The 20,612-nt window shown below is 53.5% G+C and carries 24 protein-coding genes and 1 pseudogene; 4 read left to right on the top strand and 21 right to left on the bottom strand.

The annotated features are described in order from the left end of the window. The first annotated feature begins 7 nt into the window (after positions 1 to 7). Positions 8 to 1,126, top strand: coding sequence for a site-specific integrase (locus tag V6936_RS03115; protein WP_336579355.1), 1,119 nt, complete (start codon positions 8 to 10; stop codon positions 1,124 to 1,126). Here V6936_RS03115 and V6936_RS17350 read toward each other — a convergent pair. The 9 genes from V6936_RS17350 to V6936_RS03155 form a co-directional block, all read right to left on the bottom strand. Continuing rightward, positions 1,074 to 1,328 (bottom strand): helix-turn-helix domain-containing protein, encoded by a 255-nt coding sequence (locus tag V6936_RS17350; protein WP_035272393.1) that lies wholly within the window; start codon positions 1,326 to 1,328, stop codon positions 1,074 to 1,076. The two genes, V6936_RS03115 and V6936_RS17350, sit on opposite strands and share 53 nt — an antisense overlap. A gap of 88 nt (positions 1,329 to 1,416) precedes the next feature. Further along, on the bottom strand, positions 1,417 to 1,644 hold the full coding sequence (locus V6936_RS03120) for a hypothetical protein (RefSeq protein WP_336579356.1): 228 nt from the start codon (positions 1,642 to 1,644) through the stop codon (positions 1,417 to 1,419). 104 nt (positions 1,645 to 1,748) lie between these two features. Then, on the bottom strand, positions 1,749 to 2,045 hold the full coding sequence (locus tag V6936_RS03125) for a hypothetical protein (protein WP_336579357.1): 297 nt from the start codon (positions 2,043 to 2,045) through the stop codon (positions 1,749 to 1,751). Then, a complete protein-coding gene (locus V6936_RS03130; RefSeq protein WP_336579358.1) occupies positions 2,038 to 2,238 on the bottom strand; it encodes a hypothetical protein in 201 nt (66 codons plus the stop codon). The genes V6936_RS03125 and V6936_RS03130 overlap by 8 nt, the downstream gene beginning before the upstream one ends. Before the next feature lie 228 nt (positions 2,239 to 2,466). Beyond that, positions 2,467 to 3,306, bottom strand: coding sequence for a hypothetical protein (locus V6936_RS03135; RefSeq protein ID WP_336579359.1), 840 nt, complete (start codon positions 3,304 to 3,306; stop codon positions 2,467 to 2,469). Further along, positions 3,303 to 3,482, bottom strand: a complete 180-nt coding sequence (locus V6936_RS03140; protein ID WP_336579360.1) for a hypothetical protein — start codon at positions 3,480 to 3,482, stop codon at positions 3,303 to 3,305. The genes V6936_RS03135 and V6936_RS03140 overlap by 4 nt, the downstream gene beginning before the upstream one ends. Then, complete coding sequence (locus V6936_RS03145) at positions 3,457 to 3,762, bottom strand: hypothetical protein (RefSeq protein WP_252605335.1); 306 nt, start codon at positions 3,760 to 3,762, stop codon at positions 3,457 to 3,459. The genes V6936_RS03140 and V6936_RS03145 overlap by 26 nt, the downstream gene beginning before the upstream one ends. A gap of 193 nt (positions 3,763 to 3,955) precedes the next feature. After that, positions 3,956 to 5,632 (bottom strand): DNA cytosine methyltransferase, encoded by a 1,677-nt coding sequence (locus V6936_RS03150; RefSeq protein ID WP_336579362.1) that lies wholly within the window; start codon positions 5,630 to 5,632, stop codon positions 3,956 to 3,958. A gap of 312 nt (positions 5,633 to 5,944) precedes the next feature. Beyond that, a complete protein-coding gene (locus V6936_RS03155) occupies positions 5,945 to 6,844 on the bottom strand; it encodes a recombination-associated protein RdgC (protein ID WP_336579363.1) in 900 nt (299 codons plus the stop codon). A gap of 66 nt (positions 6,845 to 6,910) precedes the next feature. Between V6936_RS03155 and V6936_RS03160 the strand changes: the two genes are divergently transcribed. Then, complete coding sequence (locus V6936_RS03160) at positions 6,911 to 7,537, top strand: hypothetical protein (protein WP_336579365.1); 627 nt, start codon at positions 6,911 to 6,913, stop codon at positions 7,535 to 7,537. Between the two features lie 14 nt (positions 7,538 to 7,551). On the opposite strand, the pseudogene ssb reads toward V6936_RS03160, so the two are convergent. From ssb to V6936_RS03215, 11 genes and pseudogenes are all read right to left on the bottom strand, one after another. Then, positions 7,552 to 7,878: pseudogene (ssb, locus tag V6936_RS03165) on the bottom strand (single-stranded DNA-binding protein); the annotation flags it as partial. Beyond that, a complete protein-coding gene (locus tag V6936_RS03170) occupies positions 7,879 to 8,514 on the bottom strand; it encodes a lambda exonuclease family protein (RefSeq protein ID WP_336579367.1) in 636 nt (211 codons plus the stop codon). Next, complete coding sequence (locus tag V6936_RS03175) at positions 8,514 to 9,278, bottom strand: ERF family protein (protein ID WP_336579368.1); 765 nt, start codon at positions 9,276 to 9,278, stop codon at positions 8,514 to 8,516. Before V6936_RS03175 ends, V6936_RS03170 begins: the two co-directional genes overlap by 1 nt. 7 nt (positions 9,279 to 9,285) lie before the next feature. Continuing rightward, positions 9,286 to 10,353, bottom strand: a complete 1,068-nt coding sequence (locus tag V6936_RS03180; RefSeq protein WP_336579369.1) for a hypothetical protein — start codon at positions 10,351 to 10,353, stop codon at positions 9,286 to 9,288. Positions 10,354 to 10,631: 278 nt separating this feature from the next. Continuing rightward, a complete protein-coding gene (locus V6936_RS03185; protein ID WP_336579370.1) occupies positions 10,632 to 10,991 on the bottom strand; it encodes a hypothetical protein in 360 nt (119 codons plus the stop codon). A gap of 945 nt (positions 10,992 to 11,936) precedes the next feature. After that, positions 11,937 to 12,113 (bottom strand): hypothetical protein, encoded by a 177-nt coding sequence (locus V6936_RS03190; protein ID WP_336579371.1) that lies wholly within the window; start codon positions 12,111 to 12,113, stop codon positions 11,937 to 11,939. Between the two features lie 9 nt (positions 12,114 to 12,122). After that, positions 12,123 to 12,308: a hypothetical protein gene (locus V6936_RS03195; RefSeq protein ID WP_336579372.1), complete on the bottom strand. Its 186-nt coding sequence runs from the start codon at positions 12,306 to 12,308 to the stop codon at positions 12,123 to 12,125. Positions 12,309 to 13,371: 1,063 nt separating this feature from the next. Continuing rightward, a complete protein-coding gene (locus V6936_RS03200; RefSeq protein WP_336579373.1) occupies positions 13,372 to 14,037 on the bottom strand; it encodes a hypothetical protein in 666 nt (221 codons plus the stop codon). 975 nt (positions 14,038 to 15,012) lie between these two features. Next, complete coding sequence (locus V6936_RS03205) at positions 15,013 to 17,214, bottom strand: S8 family peptidase (protein WP_336579374.1); 2,202 nt, start codon at positions 17,212 to 17,214, stop codon at positions 15,013 to 15,015. Positions 17,215 to 17,219: 5 nt separating this feature from the next. Continuing rightward, positions 17,220 to 18,305, bottom strand: a complete 1,086-nt coding sequence (locus V6936_RS03210) for an AAA family ATPase (RefSeq protein ID WP_336579375.1) — start codon at positions 18,303 to 18,305, stop codon at positions 17,220 to 17,222. Positions 18,306 to 18,736: 431 nt separating this feature from the next. Next, positions 18,737 to 19,450: a S24 family peptidase gene (locus tag V6936_RS03215; protein ID WP_336579376.1), complete on the bottom strand. Its 714-nt coding sequence runs from the start codon at positions 19,448 to 19,450 to the stop codon at positions 18,737 to 18,739. A gap of 72 nt (positions 19,451 to 19,522) precedes the next feature. Here V6936_RS03215 and V6936_RS03220 point away from each other — a divergent pair, with 72 nt between their 5' ends. Further along, complete coding sequence (locus V6936_RS03220) at positions 19,523 to 19,726, top strand: hypothetical protein (RefSeq protein ID WP_336579378.1); 204 nt, start codon at positions 19,523 to 19,525, stop codon at positions 19,724 to 19,726. A 42-nt stretch (positions 19,727 to 19,768) separates the two neighbouring features. Here the strand turns inward: V6936_RS03220 and V6936_RS03225 are convergent, their stop codons facing one another. Beyond that, entirely contained in the window at positions 19,769 to 19,975 is a 207-nt protein-coding gene (locus V6936_RS03225) for a hypothetical protein (protein ID WP_003800272.1), read from the bottom strand. Positions 19,976 to 20,038: 63 nt separating this feature from the next. On the opposite strand from V6936_RS03225, the gene V6936_RS03230 reads away from it, so the two are divergent. Beyond that, positions 20,039 to 20,611: a hypothetical protein gene (locus V6936_RS03230; RefSeq protein WP_336579379.1), complete on the top strand. Its 573-nt coding sequence runs from the start codon at positions 20,039 to 20,041 to the stop codon at positions 20,609 to 20,611. The last annotated feature ends 1 nt before the right edge of the window (position 20,612 follow it).

The raw sequence follows: 20,612 nt of genomic DNA on the forward strand, positions 1-20,612 counted from the left end.
AAATGTAATGGCTGGTAAGCGGATTCGTGCAAACGGCACCTGGGAATACGTATTTAAAAAAGCCGGGTTGCTGGAAAAACCTATCTATATGACGTTCGCCTCTGAGAAAGAGGGCGATGAGTATGCCCAACGGCTCGAGGCGTTGTTGGATCGGGGGATCATCCCTTCCGAGCATCAGCCAGAAGGGCGCATCCTGACGATTGCTGCGTTGGACAGGGAGTACCAACGTGAAGCCCATCCATCTGCGAAGGATGTCGCAGCGCTGCGCGTGATTGTGCGCATGCATGGCGACTGGCCGTTGGCCAGGATCACGGCCGGCTGGGTAGATAATTGGATTTCAGAAATGAAAAGGGTGGAGCAGCTTGCGCCAGCTACCATCCGTGCCCGTGTGGGGGCGTTGGCAAGGTGTACAGATTGGGGGATGAGAAAGGGCTACGTCCAGTTTCCTGATCATCCACTGCGCTCGTTACCGGACGGGTATGCACAGTACACGAAGATGGATGCCGCACTATCTGGTGGCGGACGTGTTGATACGGAGCGGGACCGTAGGCTTGAGCGCGGCGAGTACGAAAGGATACTAGCGGTCATTCAAGAGGGCCGACTGCCCAGAGCAAGGACTGATCTGCCGTATCCGCCAGCCTTGGAGTGCATTTTTATCCTGGCGGTGGAGACAGCGATGCGATTGAGGGAGATGTACACCTTGACGCTTGCTCAGGTGGATCTGGATAAGCGTACGGTGTTTTTAGAGAAAACCAAGAACGGCGACAAGCGTCAGGTACCTTTGTCCTCGGTTGCTATGTCAGCATTGGAGCGATATTTAGCGATTCGAGAGGAGCAGGGGTTGGAGCACGATCGATTATTCCCGTGGTGGGGTGGTCGGTACGATGCTGCAAGCCTTACAAGAATGAGTGACTTCCTCTCTAAGCTCTTCAAGAGAATCTTTGCGGCGGCTGGTATTGAGGATTTGAACTTCCATGACTTACGCCATGAAGCCACCAGCCGCCTCTTTGAGAGAACTCGCTTGTCAGAGACGGCGATCATGCGGATCACTGGCCATAAGAGCCAGCGCATGCTCATGAGGTACGCGAACCTGCGCGGGTCCGACCTGGCTGATTCACTTTGGTGATCCCACGCATACGGTCAGCAGTCTGCTTGATTAAGAGTTGGTCCAAGTAATTGAGAACGTCGCGTGTCAGCATGACGTAGGCGCGTCCGACTTTCGCTGCTGGCACGGCGCCAGACTGGATGATCTCAAGCATGGTCTTGGGGTGCACCTTCAAAATATCGGCTGCACCCCGCAGATCAGTGGTGTGATTGTTGGTTTGCATGTTTCTTCCATAAAAAAACCCGCCTTGGGGGCGGGTAGATTCCAATCTTTGGCCGTTCTGGCCAGGACTTCCAAAATTCGATCTTGCATCAACGGGCCTGTCGAAACTCCCGTAGGAACCGCTGGCGGAACTGCTCTGTATCCAGCTCTGTGTTACGAACTGCAGTGTTCTCTGGGTTGTTCATCCAATTCCACATTGCGGTACTGAGTAGCTGGGCTGCTGTAATTTGCTTTTGCAGACTGTCGATTTCGCACGCCACGCAGGTTCGACCGCGATGCGCCTGGGCTTCACTGTGTTTCTCACAGCTGTAGTTCATGTCTTTTTCCTGATCAAAAAATTAAAGGGGCAGGCTGTCCACCCATTTGAGGAACAGCTCCCAGAGTGTTTTGCGTCCGGCTTCAGCAGCCTCGGGAGAAATGCTCATGCGCCAGGCTCCTTGGCTGCCGGCGCCTGGCGCAGCATCCGCAGCAGGGCAGTGCGGTACTGGCCCAGGCTTTGGTACGAGATAGCGGACGCATCGCAGGCGACAAAGGCCTCGATGTTGGCCAGGGTTCTTTGTTGCTGATCGACTGGGTCTACCATGTCCAGCAGCGCGAGGATATTCAGTGGGTGAGCCACGACGTCAACGAAAGGTCCGAAGTGCCGATTACATGCATCTCTTGCATCCTCGGCTGCTCGGCGCAGGCGTTTTCGCTCTTCGTAACTTAGGCTAGCCATTGATCTCCTCCTTTCGTATTAACTTCACACGCACCTTGCGGCGCTTGGATTTAGACTTTCGTGAGAACCAGAGCGCCAGCAAGTATGCAAGAGTGACGGCCATCATGAACCCAATGCCTGGCAGGAAGCCGTCAAGAAACTTGCTCAGCATCACTAGGTAATTGAACTCAATGCCGAAGAGGGTGACGGTCACTGGCCTGCTCCTTGCGTCGTTGGTCGTAAAAATCCATCCCAGCCTGCCCAGAAAGGAGTGGGTCTATCACCTTGCCCAATGTGTACATGGAGTTGCAGCGCTGGCACTGGACCCGTAAATCCCTGTGTGCACGGATCACTCCGTCGTAGTACGGTGGGCCTATTTCGGGGTGGCTCGGCAGGTAGAACCATGGGTCGGGCTTATGCCCTAAGAGGCGGCACAAGAGTTTCATGCCTGCTCCTTACGGGCTGCTTTGAGGACGGCGCTGGCTTTCTCGGCCCATTGAACAGGGTCGACCAGGTAATGCCCCAGCAGGAAGTGGATTACTGCGGCCTGTTCATTCTCTGCACGCTCGGCAATGGCGTGGCCTCCAGAACGAAGTGTGTCGGCCAACTGGGCACACATGAAGTTTGGCCGCCCGAGGATTGCGATCAGGTCGTCATTCAGTGGCGGAAGCGCATTCACCCTGTCTGTGTCTTGCTGTGCCCGCAGGGTTTCAATCTCCTTACGCAGCGCTTCAATCTCTGCATCCCTTCCTGGGATACCTGCCATCACATCATCGAGCGTCTGCTGTGTGAGGTCAGGCTGGGCGGCAACGGGGGCGGCGAGCACCGGCTTGGCGGCTATCTGTAGCAGGAATGCGCGTAGAGCCTTCCATTCGTGATTACGACATCCGCTATCAACGTAAACCCGGTACTGGTCACCTTTCTTGCTCACGAACTCCCGCGCTGCTTCCAGCGTCACATAAGTGGCGAAATGCTCCCATGTCTCTTCTATACCGGTGCGGGTGTAATTGTCCGGCACGTTTCCAGATTCTTGATATGCGGCTTCGAGCACCGCTGCATCCTCGTCATCAATCTGCTCGCCTTCGCAGAACCAGCCAATGTTGTCGGTGTAATCCAAGTCCAGGCCGGTAATCAGATTGCGTTTCTCAACGGTGAATATCGGATCTGATGTGCAGTGCTCGAAATCATCGGCGGCGATGCGCTGGGCCATGAGAAGAATTGCATCTGGCACGGCCACTGGCTCCGCGCTCACAGGTGCGTTGTTTTGTGTATCTGTGCTCATCGACGTTTCTCCATCAATTGCGGGTAATTAGGATTGGGGGCGGCTTTGGACGTAACAGGGATGAATGCGCGTGTGCCGTATACCTGTGCAGCGCGTTCCTGGTTGATGGCCAGCTGGCTGATAGCCTGGACTGGGTTGTGACGCATATCGTCAGGCATGCTCAGGTTCTGGCGCATTGGCGTCCTCCTTGTCAGCCTTGGCTTTCTTTCCGCAGAAAGGGCAGTACGAGACGATGAGACCAAGGTCCTTGCCCTTCTCGCTGCGGTAGCCAGGAGCATCCGCCTTAATTCCGAACGGGATGCTGATGTACGTGCCAGGATTGGCACCGTCCAGGACGTAGGTGATGTTGCGGCAGCGAACAGACTCAATCGGTGCCTTTACTTGCGGCTGGTGGTGTTCTTTGATCTTTGCTTCGATTTCTTCAATACAGTTGCAGTTCATGGCTTTGCTTCCCATCCGTTCTCACCCCAGACCACACAAGAGCGTTCCAGCTCATGGCACAGGGATGCATATCCGTTATTGAAATGACCGTGATGCTTGGATTTGTGCAGCAGAATCCGAGGCGTGGGGTCATGGCGAAGGGTAAAAAATTGCCCCGGTTCGATGTGTCGAAGGCGGGGCAGGGGTTTGTTGCTGTAGGCGCTTTGTGTCATGCGACTTTCTCCCGAGGGGAGATCTGCTGATCGGAGTAGTTCGCCTGTACCAGGGCATGGGCCAGTGGTGGGCAGACGCTGTTACCGCACATGCGGACTTGAGCCGTCTTGGTCAGCGGGCTGCCGTCAGGTTTTTGATCGATGATGTACGAGTCAGGAAAGCCTTGGGCCCGGTAGAGCTCTCGAGGCGTCAGCATGCGCAGGCCAATATCCACGATCTGATAATCGACGCCATGGACTGTCACCAGCCCGAAACGATCACGGGTGGGGATTGTGTGCAGAGGCTCGCGCAAACTCACCCCATCCTGCTCATTGCCGTAATACTTCACCAAGAACGAGCGAACTTCCCCAACATGCCCGCCGCCGGCTGTCAGTGTCGGCATAGGCTCGTCATGGCTCTGGCCGAATTGGTTGTTGCGCAGCTTCACCAGGTGGCTTGTCACCAGACCTGCTGGGCAGCCAGACGCCATTACGGTGTTCAGCGGTTGCTCAACATCGCGGATGCCGTGGCTGAACCGTTTACCGCCTGCCTTGCCTTCGCCATGCCCCATGTGAATCAGGTTGGCTGTAATCAAGCTGTGGTGATCCACACTTGTGACGGTCCCGATAGGGTCTTGCAGGTCGCTGCCCACTACGCCGGTGTAGTGTTTTGCCAGAAACGCAGCCACAACGGCATGTTTCTGCGACGCGACGACGGTGCTCAACGGCTTAGCCAGGCCTGGAACCCGTGGCGCTTGACCTGGTCGCTCCCCGTAGCCGGTTTGGATCAGGGTGGGTACAACCAGCGCATGATGACCACCCGTTGTTACCGTTCGCAGCGGTTCATCAATACCGGCCCCGGGATGACCGGTTGTATTGGTGACGATAAACGGGTTGGCAGACTCCACCACATACCGCATCACACCCTTTGCAATGCGTCGGCATGTTGCATCCGCCAGTGGGCGCTTAATTCCTAGAGCTCGTCCTTCCTCTTTTGTGAGAAAGATACTTGGGCATGGGATGGACCAGTCGATGATGTCCGATGCCGGGCGCCAGGCCTGTTGGCCCTTGGCTGGCTTGGCAAAGTGCGTCTGCTGCGGCCAGACGATAGGAAGGCCATCACACCGTGCCACCATGAAGAAGCGTTTGCGGATAGTGGGAGCACCATAGTCGCAGGCCCGCAACTCCTTGTATTCCAGGCGGTACCCAAGGGCGCGAAGCTGCTCTTTCCATAGCTGAAACGTTTGTCCCTTACGCTCAGGGCAAGGCATACCGTCATCGGTCAGCGGTCCCCAGGTCTGAAACTCTTCCACGTTCTCCAGAATGATCACGCGGGGGCGCACGGCCTTGGCCCACTTGACGACCACCCATGCGAGACCACGGATGCGCTTGGACACCGGCTTCCCGCCTTTGGCCTTGCTGAAGTGTTTGCAGTCAGGGCTGGCCCACAGCAGGCCGACTGGCCGACCGCGAGTGGCGATGTGTGGATTGATCTCAAACACATCACTGACATAGTGCTCAGTCTGAGGGTGGTTGATGGTGTGCAGGGCAATGGCCTCTGGGTCGTGGTTGACGGCAATATCAACGTGCCGTCCCAGAGCTTGTTCCAGCCCGGTAGAAGCGCCACCGCCGCCTGCAAAAAGATCGACCACTAGTTCGTCGTGAACGGGGAGCTGAAATTGCGGAGTAAGCACAAATTGTCCTCCTGGCGAATACCCGCCAGAAATAAATAGATGAAGGTATGATTGCCTTTCGACCTGAAGGCGAATAACAACTAAGGAGGGGTTAAGGTGCGAATACCAGACACAGTGGTTCACGTAACCGAGCGCAGAGGCGTTTGGTTCTGGGAGTTTTTTGTTAATGGACGTCGCTTTCAATGCACGGACCGGGGGCTACCGTCAGAAGATCTGGCTCGTAGCGAGGGTGAGGCGGAAAAGCGACGTGTATTAGCCGCTATCAGTTCATCGGAGTAGCTCGCCCGAGTCTTTTTGTGAGTTGATGAGGCTTTAGTGGCTGCGTTCGCCGCCCAGTGCATCGACTAGATCACTGATCATCTTGGCCAGCTCGGAGGTCATCAACGTCATGTCGGCATCAAAGATTTCGTCATCGTTCACGGCCGTCACGTCTTGTTTTTCAGTCAGGATGTCCAGCGGGGCCACACGTTTGACGTCCAGTGCGTCGGTCAGCACAAAGCTGATGCGATCTGCCCAGGTCATGGCCAAACGAGTGCATTGCTTGCCGGCTTCAACGTGCTTGCGCACTTCGTCAATGTCGGCGCTTTGCTTTACGTAGCGCACGGCAGCACCGCTATCGCCGGTGGAGCGCAGTTCAGTGTCCTGGTCCACAGTAAAGTTGGCCAGTTGCTCTTCGTCCACCAGCCAGGAGGTCATGGCGGCACCGGGTGATTGCTCGGTGCACAGAGGCTGCACGGGGAAGGGCTCCACGCTCTTGGCAAACAGGCCCAGCACCTCGTCACTCTTGGCAACCGCTGCGGCATCAATCACAAACCAATGGTTTCGTGTGTCGATCCACACCAAAGTGTCGCGCTGCACCGCATGAGAGCGGGGCATCAAGTCAATGATGACCTGCTCTTTGATTTCCTTCATCTGCTTGCGGCCCGGCTTATAGCCTTGCTGCTCTTCGATTTCGCGGGCCTTCTCGCGGGCCGCCTGGTTGACCACAGCGCTGGGCAGCAGTTTCTTTTCAGCACGCATGCAGATCAGATACTGACCGTTCACTTCATGGACCAGCCCACCACGTTCGCGCGGCGGTACCCAGCCCAGGCTGAGAGGTTCTTGGCTGCCGCATGGCGTGAATTGATGCTTGGCCAACATTTCGTCCAGTTGTTGAGCGGACAAGGCAAATGCCGTATTCAGACGATAGATACGCAGGTTTTTAAACCGCATAGGTGTATTCCTTTCAGGATAGGCTATGCTCACGCGGATAAATCATCGCGTGGAGTGGATGGGGAAATGAAAAAAGAGGACGCCGATCAGTTGATCAGGTGCGTGAAAGAGTGTTGGTGGCGATTGCTTATATTTGCCTCTGTACTACTAATGTTTGTCACGCTTGTTGTTTATGGCTGGCCCGCAGCAGACTTGGGTTTCGGTTGGGGGGCCGTTGGGGCAGTAGGCACGATTGTCACCGGTGGAGCAGCTGTGTTTATCGCTTGGATGCAAAGTAGATGGATGGAGCAATCACGAAAGCGGGATTATTTCAAAGTCATACATAAACTTAGTTCGGCACTGTCGTATTTTTCATTTATATTTGAGGAAAAGTTCTTGAAAGGAGCAGAGGGGAAAGACAGTTTTATAGAAATATTTATTTCTGTAAATCTCCCAAAGGCGGAAGAGGATCTGAGAGCAGTTTACGAAAACTCTAACTCAAATTTACTCAGCAATAAAATTCTTAGTCACATGAATTCTCTGCTTGTTGCATGCGAGATTCTTCAGAAAGCAGGAACCTATAAGGATGACTCCTTTTATAAATTGGAGGCGATGGCTAAGAAAGTAGTGTTGCGTGATGCCCAACCTGTTTTGGAGAGTCTCTATAAATTGGTGAAAAGTGAAGTGGAAGCAATATCTGCCGAGAATCACTAGGAAGTTATATTTGTACCCAACATCTGCATTTGTTCAGCAACGATCTCGGTGGTGAAACGCTCCTGACCGTCCTGGCCTGTCCATTTACGGGTGCGCAGACGACCTTCTACGTAGACGGGGCGGCCTTTACGCAAGTATTCACTCGCGATTTCAGCCAGGCGGTTGTAGAACACCACACGGTGCCATTCCGTTTCCTCGCGGCGCTCGCCGGAGGTACGGTCTTTCCACTGCGAAGTCGTGGCAATGGAAATATTGCAGATGGCCGAGCCTTCCGCGCTGTAGCGTACTTCTGGGTCGCGGCCAAGATTCCCGACCAGAATGACTTTGTTGACCGAGGCCATTTACGCAGCCTCCAGCAGGGCGTCCCGCAGCTCTTGCTGATATTTGGTGACCGTCCGCTCAAACTCCATCAGGTCAGATTCCAGCGATTCGATCTGGTTGTCGTCGCGCTCGATGCGGATGATCTTCATTCGGCCCAGGTCGTGAACCCACAGCACCAGATCCACCCATTTACGTCCAAGCAACCACATTGCACCATTGCATTGGTCCACGTAGGCGGCAATATCGCCGTTCACAAAGGCGGTGAACAGCGTGTCGCTGCTGACCATCGTCTTGATTTCAATGATCCCGTCATCGCCCACCAGACCGTCCACGCTAACCCCAAACAGGCGGTCTGAGGTCGTGATGAAACCGGCCTCGTCAACGATGTGCCCCGTTTTGCGCTCATAAACGGCGCGGGCGTAGGGCTCTTGTTCGGTTCCCAGGCGCATGGCGCCGTTTACAAAGACCTGCATGGGTTCACCGCCTTCGCGCTCTCGGGCTACGTCCATAGCGTAGTCCAGACACTTCTTAGAAGGGGCTCCGCTTTTCAGACGGTCGCGGCAGTCTTTGAAACGGCTCCCGGTGATGACGCCTTTGCGGGCCTGGAGCCATTCCGGCGTACCTTGTTCCGCAGTGTGAATAATTAAGCCTTCCATTATTGAGCCTCCGTAAGCGTCTTTTTCTTGTCAGACACAGCCTTTTTGAAGGCGTTGTAGTCGGCAAGGTTGTTGGTTGCGTAGATGACGTTGCCACCTTCCTGCCAGATGGTTTCCAACTGCTCCAGTGTTTCGGCTTTAGCCACTTCGCTGATCCACTCGTCGCGCAGGTCTGCGCTAATCTTCGAGTTCGCGCTGCCTTGCCCGTCATCGTCGTCACCTTTTTCAGAAACGCCAGTGATGGCCTTGAGGGTGTGGCGCTGCAGGTAAGTGACGGTGGAGGCGATGGCCTGGATGTTGTTCTTGCTTCCGCTTTGGTCCGCATTGGCCTCAAGGGACACAGTATCGGTATGACCCTGGCGGTGTTTGAGAATGCAGGTTACGCGGATCAGGTCTTTCTCTTGATGGGTTTTCCAGCTCCAGGCGAAGCCATGCTTTGAAAGGGCAGGGCCGACCGCTTCGACCACATCGGAAAGTTCTGCGTGCTTGTAGTGAGTGCGCCCGTTCTTCCCGGCGAAGTCGACCGTTTTGCGTTTGATGATTTCGACAGCTTCGGACTTGAATGCAGCCAAGGCATCGTTGAAGGCCTTTTCGGCCTCGCGCTCTTCCCAGCGTTGCTGCAGGTTCATCATCTGCTCCACCTGGTCGAGCGTGGCGCCTTGTTTCATGGCGGCCATCATCATGCCCATGGGGGAATTGGCGGGTACTTGATCAACCGGCGCGGTCAGGTCGCGCTGGGGAGCTTCAATAATCTCTGTGCTCATGGTGTCCTCAATATTGGATTCGGATGGCTGGGATCAGGCCCTTGGCGATCAGAATGACGGCCTGTTTGGCGCACTCGTTGGGCAACCCGTTTTCGATAAATGCGGCCAGAGCGGCGTTGTTGATACTGGCTTTGTGCGCGATATCGGCCTCGCGTTTTCGCTGTGCTGCTTCCTCGGCTGCCTTGGCGTCGGCTTGGCGCTTGATTTCTGCCTGGCGGGCGGCTTCGGCGGCATCTTTGGCGCGTTGCTCGGCGGCCAGCTTTTCAGCTTCAGCTCGGGCCTCGGCCTGCTTCTGGCGCTCGATGGCTTTGGCGCGCTCCTGCTCGGCACGTTCCGCTGCGGCCTTGGCATCGGCTTCGCGCTTGGCTGCCGCATCGCGCTCAGCTTGGGCTTTGGCTTCCGCATCGGCTTGGGCCTTTTCAGCGGCTTGGCGGGCAATCTCCGCCTCGCGGTCTTTCTGCTCCTGCTCGGCCTGCTTGCGTCGTAGCTCAGCCAGTTCCGCCTGTTCAGCTTCGTACTTTTGGCGCTCAGCCAGGGCTGCGTTCAGGATTTCCAGCGCTTTGGCTTTTACCCGGTGAGCCTCGGCCTCAAACTCTTCCCAGGACTCGCCAATCACCACAGATTCAACTATTGCGATGCGCTGGCGGAGGGTTTCAACATCAAGGCCTCCGACTTCTCGGGCTTGTTCGGCCATGCCGTCCAGGTCGGCTCGGTGGAGTGCTACCCGGTTGGCCTCTGCTTCTTCCCAGTCCGTGAGCGGCTTGCGGACTTCATCAGCCAGTGCGTCCAGTTCGTCACGCATGCGCTTGCGTTCAGCGTCGATCAGCTTGGGGATTTCCTTGAGCCTGTCTACCTGCTCTTTGCCCAAGCTATCCAGAGCGGTTTTGATCCTGCGCACCTTGAATGCGCGGCTGGCGATTTCCTTTCGGCCCTTGTCGGTCTTCAGGTTCGGCGCATGCCCGGTGACTTCTTGTCGGATGCGCTCGATATACGGGTCCAGACCGTTTGGTGTTTGGTAAATTTGCAGCGCCGTTTCTGCCGGCGGCAGTTCCGTCAGCTCTAAGACTTCGGTCATGTCATGCTCCAATCGCTCGGGCCCCCAGAGTGGGGCCGAAAAAAAGCAGTCCGCAGACTGCTATGGCAATGAGTAGGGTTAGGGGCCAGCCCCAAGGCGGGGTGCTGCTATTTGGTGCGTAGCATCCCTGGCCATCGAACGGGTTGCGGCGGCGAGTGCGGGGGAAGCCGGGGTTTTGGTCTGTCACGGCTGCCTCCAGATGCTAAGAACGCCCTCAATTCCGAGTGCGATAAAGAAAGCGGCGCAGCAAAAGAACACCGCAAAGATGAAAAACTCGATCAGCACGGCAGCGCCTCCAGTTCTTGCTGGGTCATGCAGTTATGCGTGGTATCTGCCCAGTCGCCGATGATTCGTTCGCGTTCGGTGCGCAGGGTAGGGCGCAGGCTTTCATCACCAAGCGCAGCAAGCAGCTTTGCGGAGTAGTCGAAGCCTGCCGAACTGGAAGCCAGAAGCGCATTCTCCATTTCTTCGATCAGCCCTATGCGGCTTACCTTTTGAGGAATCGATTGCAGGGTCCAGGCGATGTTTACGTACAGCGTTTTGCCATGCAGACAGTTGCGGATCTGCTCCGCGATATAGGCGCGGCGGCGCTCCGCCAGCTCGTAAGCGCGTACCTCGCGCTCTGCGATAGCGTTCATGGTTAGCTCCGTGGGGATTGCGCCGCGTCCGGCGCCATTGAAAGGGGAGAGGGTTAGCCTGCGTCTGCCGCCGTCACGGCATCTGCGCAAATGCAGGTGTTGGCGGGGTTCGGGGTTCTATGCCCTCTAGTCGCAGCACTCCCGCCGCCCATGGCGTGGGCGGGGGTGATTTAGAATTGGTTAAGGGAGTGGGAATGCTGCGGCTGGAGGGTGCCCGCTCTTGGGCTTGTGCTCTATTCGCTGGGCTTGGGAGCCTTAATAATCAAGTGCTGTTATGATCGCCACGCTCGAATTGGTTTTTCTTTATCAGGGTGCTGTTGAATGTTTACTAGAATCTTTGGATCAGTACGACGTGAGTATTTGCTTAGGGCTTACGTCATAGGCTTAGCTTTTTTTGCCCTTTTCGTCTTCATGGATTACCAGGCAGGCTGGCCTGATGGTTTTTTTTGGAAACGGACATTCCCAGGCTTAATTTGCTTGGCACTGTTCCCATTCTCGAAGCTTGTTTATGACGAGTTAAAGCGTTTTGTGCTCGGCGACAACGTTTTTATTCTGAACGCCATAGTGATGCTCATAGCTAAGTTAATCATTAATTTCGCCTTGTTTCTGTGTGCTTGGTTTGTTGCACCTCTGGGCATTGCTTACTTGTGGTACGTGTCTAGATCGCGTGCATAGTTTCCTGATCATCAAGGCGGGCAGGGCGCTACTCCTGCTGTGTCGGCTTCGGAGACTCTTAGCTATGCCACCCGGGAATGGTCGCAAACTTCCGTCCGACTTCATATGCGACAGTTTTGCGTGTCTGCTTTCCACGCCGCCGCCATGATGATGCCCCTGTCCTGGCGCAGGGGAGGCAGATCACTATCTGCTGCCAGTACGGCTACCCAGGTCGGCCCGCCGCGAGCCCGAGGAGATCCGGCTATGCCGGCCCGCCTGGGCGGGTGATGATTAAGTGCCAGCTACCGTGGCGATGGCGGCGCGCGCGGCGCTTTCGCTTTGATGCCAGTCGGTGGCCCACAGGGGGCCTCCGTCCGCATCCAACTGCTCGGAGATATACGCAAATTCGCCGGCTCCGGCGTCGTGCTGCAGGCGTGCGCCAACAGGTGGCGTGTGTTTGTGTTCCATGTCTGTCTCCTAGGCGGCTTCTGTGAGTTCATGGGCCGCGTCTTCTGGGGCGCAGCCATCCTCCCAAAGGGCGTACGCCAGATCGTCATCCTCAAGGTCGCCAACGATCTTGCACAGCTTTTTGAGCCACTTGTCGTACTCGCGCTCAAGGGGGAGGGTTGCGCTTTCTTCGCGAGCAAAATTAACCATGTTCATGTCTATCTCCTATTTATCCGTCAGCACCCTGGGTCAAGGCGCTGGTGGATAACGCCGGTCTATTCCCGGCAGTCACCTTCCGTGCTAAGTTGGAAATTCCGTTTACAACTCAACATGGATGGAAAAGAAATGGCTTTGAATGAGGCTCAAGCAACTGGTTTTGCGCAACAACTGCTTTTAGCAATTGCAGAAAGCGGGGAGATAAAAACTATTGGCCCCAACACAACCTCCAGTGGGGTGGACATAAACAGACAGACTGAGAGAGGCGAAAGGGATGCTGCCTATCTAGCATCGCTCTATCGCAGCTTGGTGAGAGGCCTACAGGAGTAAGCCATCAGCTCTTGAGTTCGTTTTTTCGCAACTCACGGTCGGCAGTAATCAAGGCGCCGACCGTCGTCTTTATCAGCTCATCGATATCCGCACTTGTACCGTGCGCTTCTATCGCTGCTACCAGAACTGCTCGGACAGTTTCTTCAGTAAGGTACATAATCCTCTCGCTTCAGTAAGCACCACCATTGATGCTTACCAAAGCGGCCTGTTTCCAGGCCGTTGCTGGGATTCCAACCAGCATGACCGTTTCCGTTTTTGGCCGTCTACACCTCACCCTCTTTCTCCGTAAACCGTGCTTTGACGGACTGGAGACGGCAGGGATACCGCGCAGAGCCACAACCATGCTTGTGGGTGCTATTGAGCCGGACGAACACCCTCACATAGGCGGGGTGAGCAACATCGGCAGGTGTGTTTTTAAAGAGCCTCCGCCTAAGCGAGCGCAGCCTTTGCTGCTGGCGCTCTCTGTACCGTTACTTACCGTGGCTTTGCCTAAAGGTGTTCTGCGGTTTTGGTGAAGCGTTGAATTTAGTTTAGAACACTGAACCAAATAAAGTCAAGTGTTCTAAACTCATCTTGTTTAGTGTTCTGTGTTTTTGCCGGGAGGAGAGATAGCTAGCGCCCCTAGATCAGATGAGGCCCGGTCAGGAGGGCGGCGCTTATGAGGCCGCTATGCAAAGGGGGAGGGTAATAAAAAACCCGCCGAAGCGGGCTCTGTTAGCCGAAAGTCTTGCAATTACTGAATAATCGCTTCGCCAGACACAGACAGGTAAACAATCCTCCCGGTGAGCATATCCACCTCACATCGAGCAGATTGCGGAATATCTATGCCAAACCCGTTTTTGAATTGAAATGAGCCGTGCGGCCACAGAAACTGCCACACGTCTTTAACCTTTCTGCCAGATGTATGCCCAGGCGTGTTGCCGCTGCCATATGAAGCGACGGCTCCTATTGTTTTTTGGCAGAGAAACAACGCTTCCATCTTGGTTTTTTGCTCGGCCTTTTCTTTCGCTGAAATTGCCCGGCTGTCTTCGCTTGCGACCCACCACCACGCCAGCCAAACGGCCACCAGCACGCCAGCCGCAATAGACCAATCCACAGCAAAAACAGTATCCTTGCCGGGGAAGAAATACCACACCGCGACAAAGACAACCACGCCCCCAAGAACAACCATACCGACCGCTGAAACCCAAAAAGCCACACCGCCCCCACCCACGCGCGACGTGCTCCACGCCCACGCTGCCACAGCGATCAGTACTCCCAGCAATCGCCACAACCCATTGCCACGCCGCGCCCTCCTTTTGGGTTGCGCACTTATGTAGCTCTCCGCCTGCTCTCGGGTAGCAAATTTCAAATTATCAACATGCCAAATGCCATCCCCATCCTGCGTAGGCTTACTCATACCCACCTCCACAAAGTCAATGCGGAGATCATAGTCAACGACGAAAGTCTGCGCTAGGTTGGTGGATGCGTCTATACAGTATTTTGGGTCAAGGCAATGTGGCTAACTGTGGGGGATGAGCATGATGTATGAGGTGAAAATTCGCACTATTGTGCGCAGCTGGCTTGCTAGTCTAGGGCTTCATCAATCAAATTTATTGATCATTAGGAGATCGATATGAAGCTGGTACACGCATCCGTTCATACGATGAAGTCCGCGGACGGGCATGATGTTCGATACGCCAGGCTCGGTTACCAGACTGCACGAGGGTATGTGGGCCAGTCGATGTTGCTGAGCCGGTTAACCCCAGAGCTGAGGGCGGTTGCAGAGTCAGGCGAACTGATAACGCTCGGGAATAGGGCGCAATAAACAAAAAAGCCCCTCTTGGGGCTTTCTGGCTATGGGCTCGTTACGTGAGCTGACGTATCAGAACGGAAGGCCGGGGAATCGGTCTTTTAGCTGTCGGATAAGTTTTTGCCGGGTCGACACCATTTGCTTTGTATAGGTTTGATGGCTTTCGACTGTTCGGCGAGCGGGCTCGCGCAACGGAGAAGTGTGTAGTGGGCTGCGACTAGCCTGGTTAAGTTTTTCGTAGATAGTAATACCTTCTGTATGACTTCAAATTACCGCTACCGCCTGGAAATATAGGTTTTCCTAAGCGATGATGTGGCGTGGAATTTGAAGGGTAGTGAGATAGCGAGATTGCTACCTTTAAATGAGATCAGCCTCATTGTACCATTATGGACTTTTCGCCCATTTAAGCATAGAAGTGCTTTGTACCGCTTCTCCGGACCTGGGGGCGTCAGGGCCTGGTCTGTACGCCCAACAAAACCCTCCTCCATGAACTGCACCTCGAAGGTCGGATCAATGTCCAACTTCTGGGGTGCGGTTCAGTGAGGGGCTTTGTCACTCTTTAGTTGAGAGTGTTTATGGTGCCTATTTTGCTTTGAGTGAGACCTCTTGGCGGACCTCCACTGGCTGCAAAGTTTGATAGCGTTGTCGAATATTGTTATATACGCCCGGAGTGTTTTCTACGATAACTGATACTACCATTGCGTAGGGCAGCGGCGGTAGGGAGCTATTGTTTACGCTCATACCTTCTTCACGTGCTCCGTAGGTAATATCGAACATGGGGTCGTCTAATGTTGTGGCGTTAAACCGGTGCTCGTGTTTTAAAGTGGTCTCCCACTTTTGATCGTCAGTACGGGCCTCTAATTCTGATGTGTACATTTTTCCGGCTGAGAAGAAAGAAGCCGTTTTTGTAGAGGACTTTCGCGGACGTAAATGTACAGTAAGTCCAGCACGAGTGTAGTTGACGGCGTGTTCTGGATCCGTTTGGCTTGCAAAGCACAGGGTTGCACTTAAAGTTACGCGGCCTTTCAGCGGGAGCGAGGGAAATGGAATAAAGGCGCGTAAATTCTGGCCTGCGGTTAATGTTCCTTGGTAGATGACCCGGACTTCATTGTCTTCGCATATCAAAACCTCGTCTATATTTTGCGGGAATCGTCCATGACCGCTATGCGACATCAGTATGTCTACTGGTCGTGTTGCATGGTGCGTCATTAACGCTTTAACTGCTAGCATGCTGAGGGGGGAGTTTAATGATGCCTTCACTCCTATAGCGGTGCGGAGTACTGTCGGTGCGCTGAAGCTTGTGCCAGAAGTATGCACAAGCTGATTGGATAGCGCGTTGTACACTACGAAAGGGTGGCTATCTGACCCGCCGAATGCTACTCCGTCTGGCTTAACTAGTCCTGGGCGTCGGCCGGGGCCATAAGAGCTGTATGGAGCCCGCTGCCAAGTTGACTCGACATTATCACAGGCGCCAACGGCTACGGCGTTGACCATGTCGGAAGGCGGCTGTATGCGACATTCCGGCCACTCCTCCTCTCCAGTATTGCCAACAGCAACTGTTGCGAAAGTTTGTCCGGATGCTAAATGTTTATCGATTAATGCGCTCCATGGATGGACTTCATCGTCATCCAGAGGCGTATATGGCCCGATGCTGAAATTAATAAAGTCCAGTTTCTTGCTTTCCAGAATTTCATTAATATGCTTGAGCACCTGATATAGGTCTAAATCAGGAACATTGTCTTGGGTCTGAAGATCTGGGCTAATGCATCGATAATGCTGCACATTTGCATAAGGCCTTGGAAAACTGTTTTGGTTTTCTTCTAAGGGGCCGAACAAAAGTGCGCTGGTAACGCTATTACCGTGAGTAAGGTAGTCGGAGGTAGTATGTTCAGTTCCAGGCATAATAGTTTCGGTTGCCCACCGACTGAAGTCGGTGTGGCCGAGACCACCATCAAAAACCCCCACTGATAAAGATTGATCTAGGGCTGGAAGCAGTGGAAGTGCTGGTACTGGCGTTGCCGAGATCCTCATTGCGCGACCACCAACGCGAAGAGATGGCATAGCTCTTACTGCACGTACGAATTGGAAAGTTGCAATGTCCTCGGCTAAGGTTGGTGCAATAGAAATGGGCAGAAATGTTAAGCCTGATATGTTTAATGCCCGATCTAAATATGCGGTTCCACCTAGTGATTCTACGTAATTGGAGAACGCTTCTATGATATCGATATCGTTCTTATTTGCGTGAAGTGCAACCTCTAACGTAGCTGGTTCCATGGACTGATTTGCAAGGAAATTCTTTTCCGCCGCGGTGAATGGTTGAATCGACTCGAACCTGCAAAAAGCCTCTTGATGAGTCTTCGCAGTACGCGGGGATTCCAGCATGGCGGAAAATCTGGAGAACGACTCATCTGCTCCTGTGACGTATAGTGTTGCGGTATAGATGGGATCTGTTTTGGACATCCCCGCAATGTTGACTCGTCGAGGATGTATGTATGTAGAGCGGCTCCCTATGCAGCGAAGTCCGCTCGCCATTAGGAGGCTGTTGGGATGATGGGTCTTTGCCAGAAAAGCGGGATGAAGAGTGAACTTGGCTACTGTTTCACCCCGAGGTTTTGCCGCCCTCGGTATTTTTTGAATAGAATCTTTTAGGATTACGAGTTGTCCGCCGAGCCAGCGGCGTTGCTCTTGTATCCCATATGGGTACTTTTTTGGGCCTGAACTGCGCTTTAATTTATGATTATTGGTTAAGGTTTCTCCATAACCCAAAATTATGTTTGTAGGCATGTGGCTTATTCTCCAAGATAACGCTTTATTACTTTGCTTACAGTCGGATGGGTTTTTCCTAAGCGCGCAGCGATTTCACGCCGAGAGTATCCTTCTAAATGCATTAAAACCATTTCCCCCTCATGCGGTTTTTCAACGCCGCCCTTCGATAAACGGAATCGAACAGAATTTCGTACAAGGGTTTTTAGTAGCTCTGACTGCTCAAGCAGCGCCTCTTTGCGGGAAGATAGTATTATTTGCTGGATTGTGCTAAATGATTCGCCAAGTAATAATGCGGCCAAATTAGAGCGAGCTATATCGTTTTGTACGAATTCAATAAGATATTGCTCAATTAGTTCATGGCTTGGCGTTTGAAAATTTATTATATGTTCAAAACGACGCCATACAGCAGGATCTAATAGATCGCCATGGTTCGTTGCTGCGATTAGCATCGAGTTTATAGGCCAATCATCTAGTGCTTGTAGTAGTACGTTAACGAGTCGCTTAAGTTCGCCTACATCTGTATCGTCATCGCGCCGCTTAGCAATAGCATCAAACTCGTCTAGTAATAAAACACATGGCCTTGATACGGCATGATTAAAAACCGCACGAACATTATTGCCGGTTTTCCCAAGAAAGCTACTCATTACTGTCGCTAGGTTGAGCGTCAGAAGAGGGAGACCTAGCTCTTGTGCCATCCAATGCGCGGCTAGAGTCTTGCCGACTCCTGGCTGTCCGCAGAAAAGCAGCATTCGAGCGGGAGCAAGGCCTTCCTGCAAGAGCTCATTTAGTCGACTCCACTCTTTTAATACCAAATTTAGCGTGGATTGCGTTTCCCTATCAAAAATGGGTTGTTTAGCTAGCTGTACGGGATAAATAGTTTCAACGAGCTCCATTCGAGAGTCCACGTCAACTGGTGCTGGTGCGAACTCTCCTGCTCCACGCATGACATTCTCCATTGATAAAAATTTTGAGATCTCTTGGGCTAAAGTGAGATCGGTTTTTTTGAGCTTGACGGCGAGGCGTCCTACCGCTAGCGCAAATGCGCTTCGCGAACCGGTCATTCCTGCTTTGACGACATTAATAAGCTCTTTTTTTGGTAGATTTTCCACTTAATTCCATATAAATCAATTGGTTGCATGGATTGGTAAATTTTTAATAGATATTTTATATTATATTTACCGGGCGCGCCAGCTTGCTAAGTGGCTAATGCCAGTTGCCTGTTCTCGAGTAAGCTCGCCCTTCGGGGGACGTGGCTTCGGGTAGGGGGGCACCTCTTTTACGCATGCAGGCTGCTGGTACAGCGGAGGGGCTGCGTCGATGAAGCTTTGATTTCTTGGGCTTGATGGAGCGGCTTGTGTTTGCACAAGAAGGATTGTTGAAATTAATCCTTCAATATTTCATGAAATGCCATTTTGTAAATAATTCTATGTTTTTAATGGCGTTTGTTATTTTCGTATAAAAAAGGAGCCAAATGGCTCCTTGTCTCTTCCTGCTCAGTCCGTCTTACGTACAGCCTCCCTGGGCTGGGTCACGTTTCGTGTCATCGATCCGATCCAAATTTCTTAAACTGGATCGGCAGCACACGGACAACCCGGCCAATAATGCGTGTTGCATCCGGGCGTTCGCTCCACTTCCAGTCAGGGTAACTTTTGTTGTCTGATGAAACCACAATGTCGCGGCCAACCAACGATAAGCGCTTACACAGCAGCTCGTTGCCATGGAGGATTAGGTAAACGGTCTCCCCGACATACTCATTCACCGCTGTGTCCACAAAGACTAGGTCATCGGGATTGATCGTTGGCGCCATTGAGTCTTTGGCTGCCGTGATGAGCTTGATATTGCCATTGCGGTTTGTGGTGCCCAGCATTTCCTGCGCAACCTGGGCTGGCAGAAACATTGTTGAGACAACCGCGGGGTGATCATCGTTGGTATAGCCGTCGCCACAAGCTGCACGCACATCTAGCAACTCAAAAACAGCTTGGTCTTTTTTTGAGGTGCGCATCTGACCGGCTTGTTTGTCAGCTATTGGGTCACCTCTCCCCAGAACTAGCCACACATGGCTGTAACCGAATCGCTCCTCAATCCCAAGGGCGTTCTCCATTTTTATGGATTTGATGTTGCCATCTAGCCACTGGGTGACCGTTCCTTTTGAGACCCCAGCGGCTTTGGCCACATCGATCTGATCGAAGCCTTGGTCCCGAAGAGCCTCAATCATCTGGTGCATTCTTTTTTGTAGCGGGGTGGACGTATTCATAGTTTGGAAATCTAAACCGTTTTCGGTTTAGTGTGCTTGACTTGAGTTGGTTCAGAACACTAAACTAAAACCATGGACGCTAAACAAATTATCGATGTTATGGGCGGAAGGGCTGAGGTCATGCGCATCACAGGACTGACCAAGGGCCGCATTTCGCAAATGGTCACAGAGAACCACATCCCTGTGGCGTGGATGGTTGCGTTTCGTGCAATGAAGCCATCTGTATTTGGCTCCGAGCCGATTCGCCGCCCCAAAAAGGAGAACGCCAATGTGTGATCCAGAAAAGCGAGAGCCGATACCCATCGGCCCCACAGATATTTAGTGAAGGGTGGAGGCCCCGGCCTCACCTAAGCCGTGAAATTCATTCCATAGCAGTCGATCTAGCACGCCCTCTACATGAGCCTCTGTTGGGTATTCAAACATTTGCCTGGCCAGCTCTTCGGCACGGTCCAGCAGCTCCAGGCGCTCTAAGTCGATTTCTTCTTCCATGCCGGTAGTGTCCGGCCCATTCAGATTCTTATCCATTCGTAGTTCCCGAGGATTGCAAAGTTCTCAGGGGCTACTTTACGAAAGCAGGACGGATCAATCATGCGAAACGAGTCGCACAAATCCAAGCTGAAGACCTTGCTGCACTACGTCGATCAATGGCGCGCGCGTGCGGGCAGCCGCGAGGCGGTGGCGCTGGCCATTGTTGAAACCCATCAACGCCACGGCCTGGAGTCCAGCAGCAAAGTTCGTTTCGAGACGGCCGGTGACACATTCACGTTGGCTAAGAACGCGGCTGATCGGATCTTTCGCTGGCTCGACGATCAGACCAAAGACAGCAACTACATGCCGGCGAACTTCGAGCAGTCCATTCTGTTGGCCATGCCCGAAGACCTGCGCTACGCGTACGTGAACGAAATGCTGCGTCCGTTGGGTTTCTCGGCGCGCAAGTTCATTTTCTGCTTCGGGCAAGAGTTCGATGTGGTGGACCGCGTGAAGGCGATCAACAAGGAAGGCTCGGAAGCCATGGCGGCGGTGCTGAACCTTTCCCAGGACAGCAGCTTGGATGCGATGGAAGCCGCACACAAGGAACTGTCTGAATCCATTGGTACGCAGCGCGCGGCTCGCTCGGCTCTGGAGGAGCAGATCGCCCAGCGTAAGCATGTGGGAGCCTGAT

It is taken from the genome of Alcaligenes sp. CHO6, assembly GCF_037120595.1.
Taxonomy (GTDB): domain Bacteria; phylum Pseudomonadota; class Gammaproteobacteria; order Burkholderiales; family Burkholderiaceae_B; genus Alcaligenes; species Alcaligenes ammonioxydans.

What these genes read in the sequence shown, in the direction of transcription:
- V6936_RS03115 (WP_336579355.1), top strand. Translation starts at nt 8, where the DNA reads ATGGCTGGTAAGCGGATTCGTGCAAACGGCACCTGGGAATACGTATTT.
- V6936_RS17350 (WP_035272393.1), bottom strand. Translation starts at nt 1,328, where the DNA reads ATGCAAACCAACAATCACACCACTGATCTGCGGGGTGCAGCCGATATT.
- V6936_RS03120 (WP_336579356.1), bottom strand. Translation starts at nt 1,644, where the DNA reads ATGAACTACAGCTGTGAGAAACACAGTGAAGCCCAGGCGCATCGCGGT.
- V6936_RS03125 (WP_336579357.1), bottom strand. Translation starts at nt 2,045, where the DNA reads ATGGCTAGCCTAAGTTACGAAGAGCGAAAACGCCTGCGCCGAGCAGCC.
- V6936_RS03135 (WP_336579359.1), bottom strand. Translation starts at nt 3,306, where the DNA reads ATGAGCACAGATACACAAAACAACGCACCTGTGAGCGCGGAGCCAGTG.
- V6936_RS03140 (WP_336579360.1), bottom strand. Translation starts at nt 3,482, where the DNA reads ATGCGCCAGAACCTGAGCATGCCTGACGATATGCGTCACAACCCAGTC.
- V6936_RS03145 (WP_252605335.1), bottom strand. Translation starts at nt 3,762, where the DNA reads ATGGGAAGCAAAGCCATGAACTGCAACTGTATTGAAGAAATCGAAGCA.
- V6936_RS03155 (WP_336579363.1), bottom strand. Translation starts at nt 6,844, where the DNA reads ATGCGGTTTAAAAACCTGCGTATCTATCGTCTGAATACGGCATTTGCC.
- V6936_RS03160 (WP_336579365.1), top strand. Translation starts at nt 6,911, where the DNA reads ATGAAAAAAGAGGACGCCGATCAGTTGATCAGGTGCGTGAAAGAGTGT.
- V6936_RS03170 (WP_336579367.1), bottom strand. Translation starts at nt 8,514, where the DNA reads ATGGAAGGCTTAATTATTCACACTGCGGAACAAGGTACGCCGGAATGG.
- V6936_RS03175 (WP_336579368.1), bottom strand. Translation starts at nt 9,278, where the DNA reads ATGAGCACAGAGATTATTGAAGCTCCCCAGCGCGACCTGACCGCGCCG.
- V6936_RS03180 (WP_336579369.1), bottom strand. Translation starts at nt 10,353, where the DNA reads ATGACCGAAGTCTTAGAGCTGACGGAACTGCCGCCGGCAGAAACGGCG.
- V6936_RS03185 (WP_336579370.1), bottom strand. Translation starts at nt 10,991, where the DNA reads ATGAACGCTATCGCAGAGCGCGAGGTACGCGCTTACGAGCTGGCGGAG.
- V6936_RS03190 (WP_336579371.1), bottom strand. Translation starts at nt 12,113, where the DNA reads ATGGAACACAAACACACGCCACCTGTTGGCGCACGCCTGCAGCACGAC.
- V6936_RS03195 (WP_336579372.1), bottom strand. Translation starts at nt 12,308, where the DNA reads ATGAACATGGTTAATTTTGCTCGCGAAGAAAGCGCAACCCTCCCCCTT.
- V6936_RS03200 (WP_336579373.1), bottom strand. Translation starts at nt 14,037, where the DNA reads ATGAGTAAGCCTACGCAGGATGGGGATGGCATTTGGCATGTTGATAAT.
- V6936_RS03205 (WP_336579374.1), bottom strand. Translation starts at nt 17,214, where the DNA reads ATGCCTACAAACATAATTTTGGGTTATGGAGAAACCTTAACCAATAAT.
- V6936_RS03215 (WP_336579376.1), bottom strand. Translation starts at nt 19,450, where the DNA reads ATGAATACGTCCACCCCGCTACAAAAAAGAATGCACCAGATGATTGAG.
- V6936_RS03220 (WP_336579378.1), top strand. Translation starts at nt 19,523, where the DNA reads ATGGACGCTAAACAAATTATCGATGTTATGGGCGGAAGGGCTGAGGTC.
- V6936_RS03225 (WP_003800272.1), bottom strand. Translation starts at nt 19,975, where the DNA reads ATGGATAAGAATCTGAATGGGCCGGACACTACCGGCATGGAAGAAGAA.
- V6936_RS03230 (WP_336579379.1), top strand. Translation starts at nt 20,039, where the DNA reads ATGCGAAACGAGTCGCACAAATCCAAGCTGAAGACCTTGCTGCACTAC.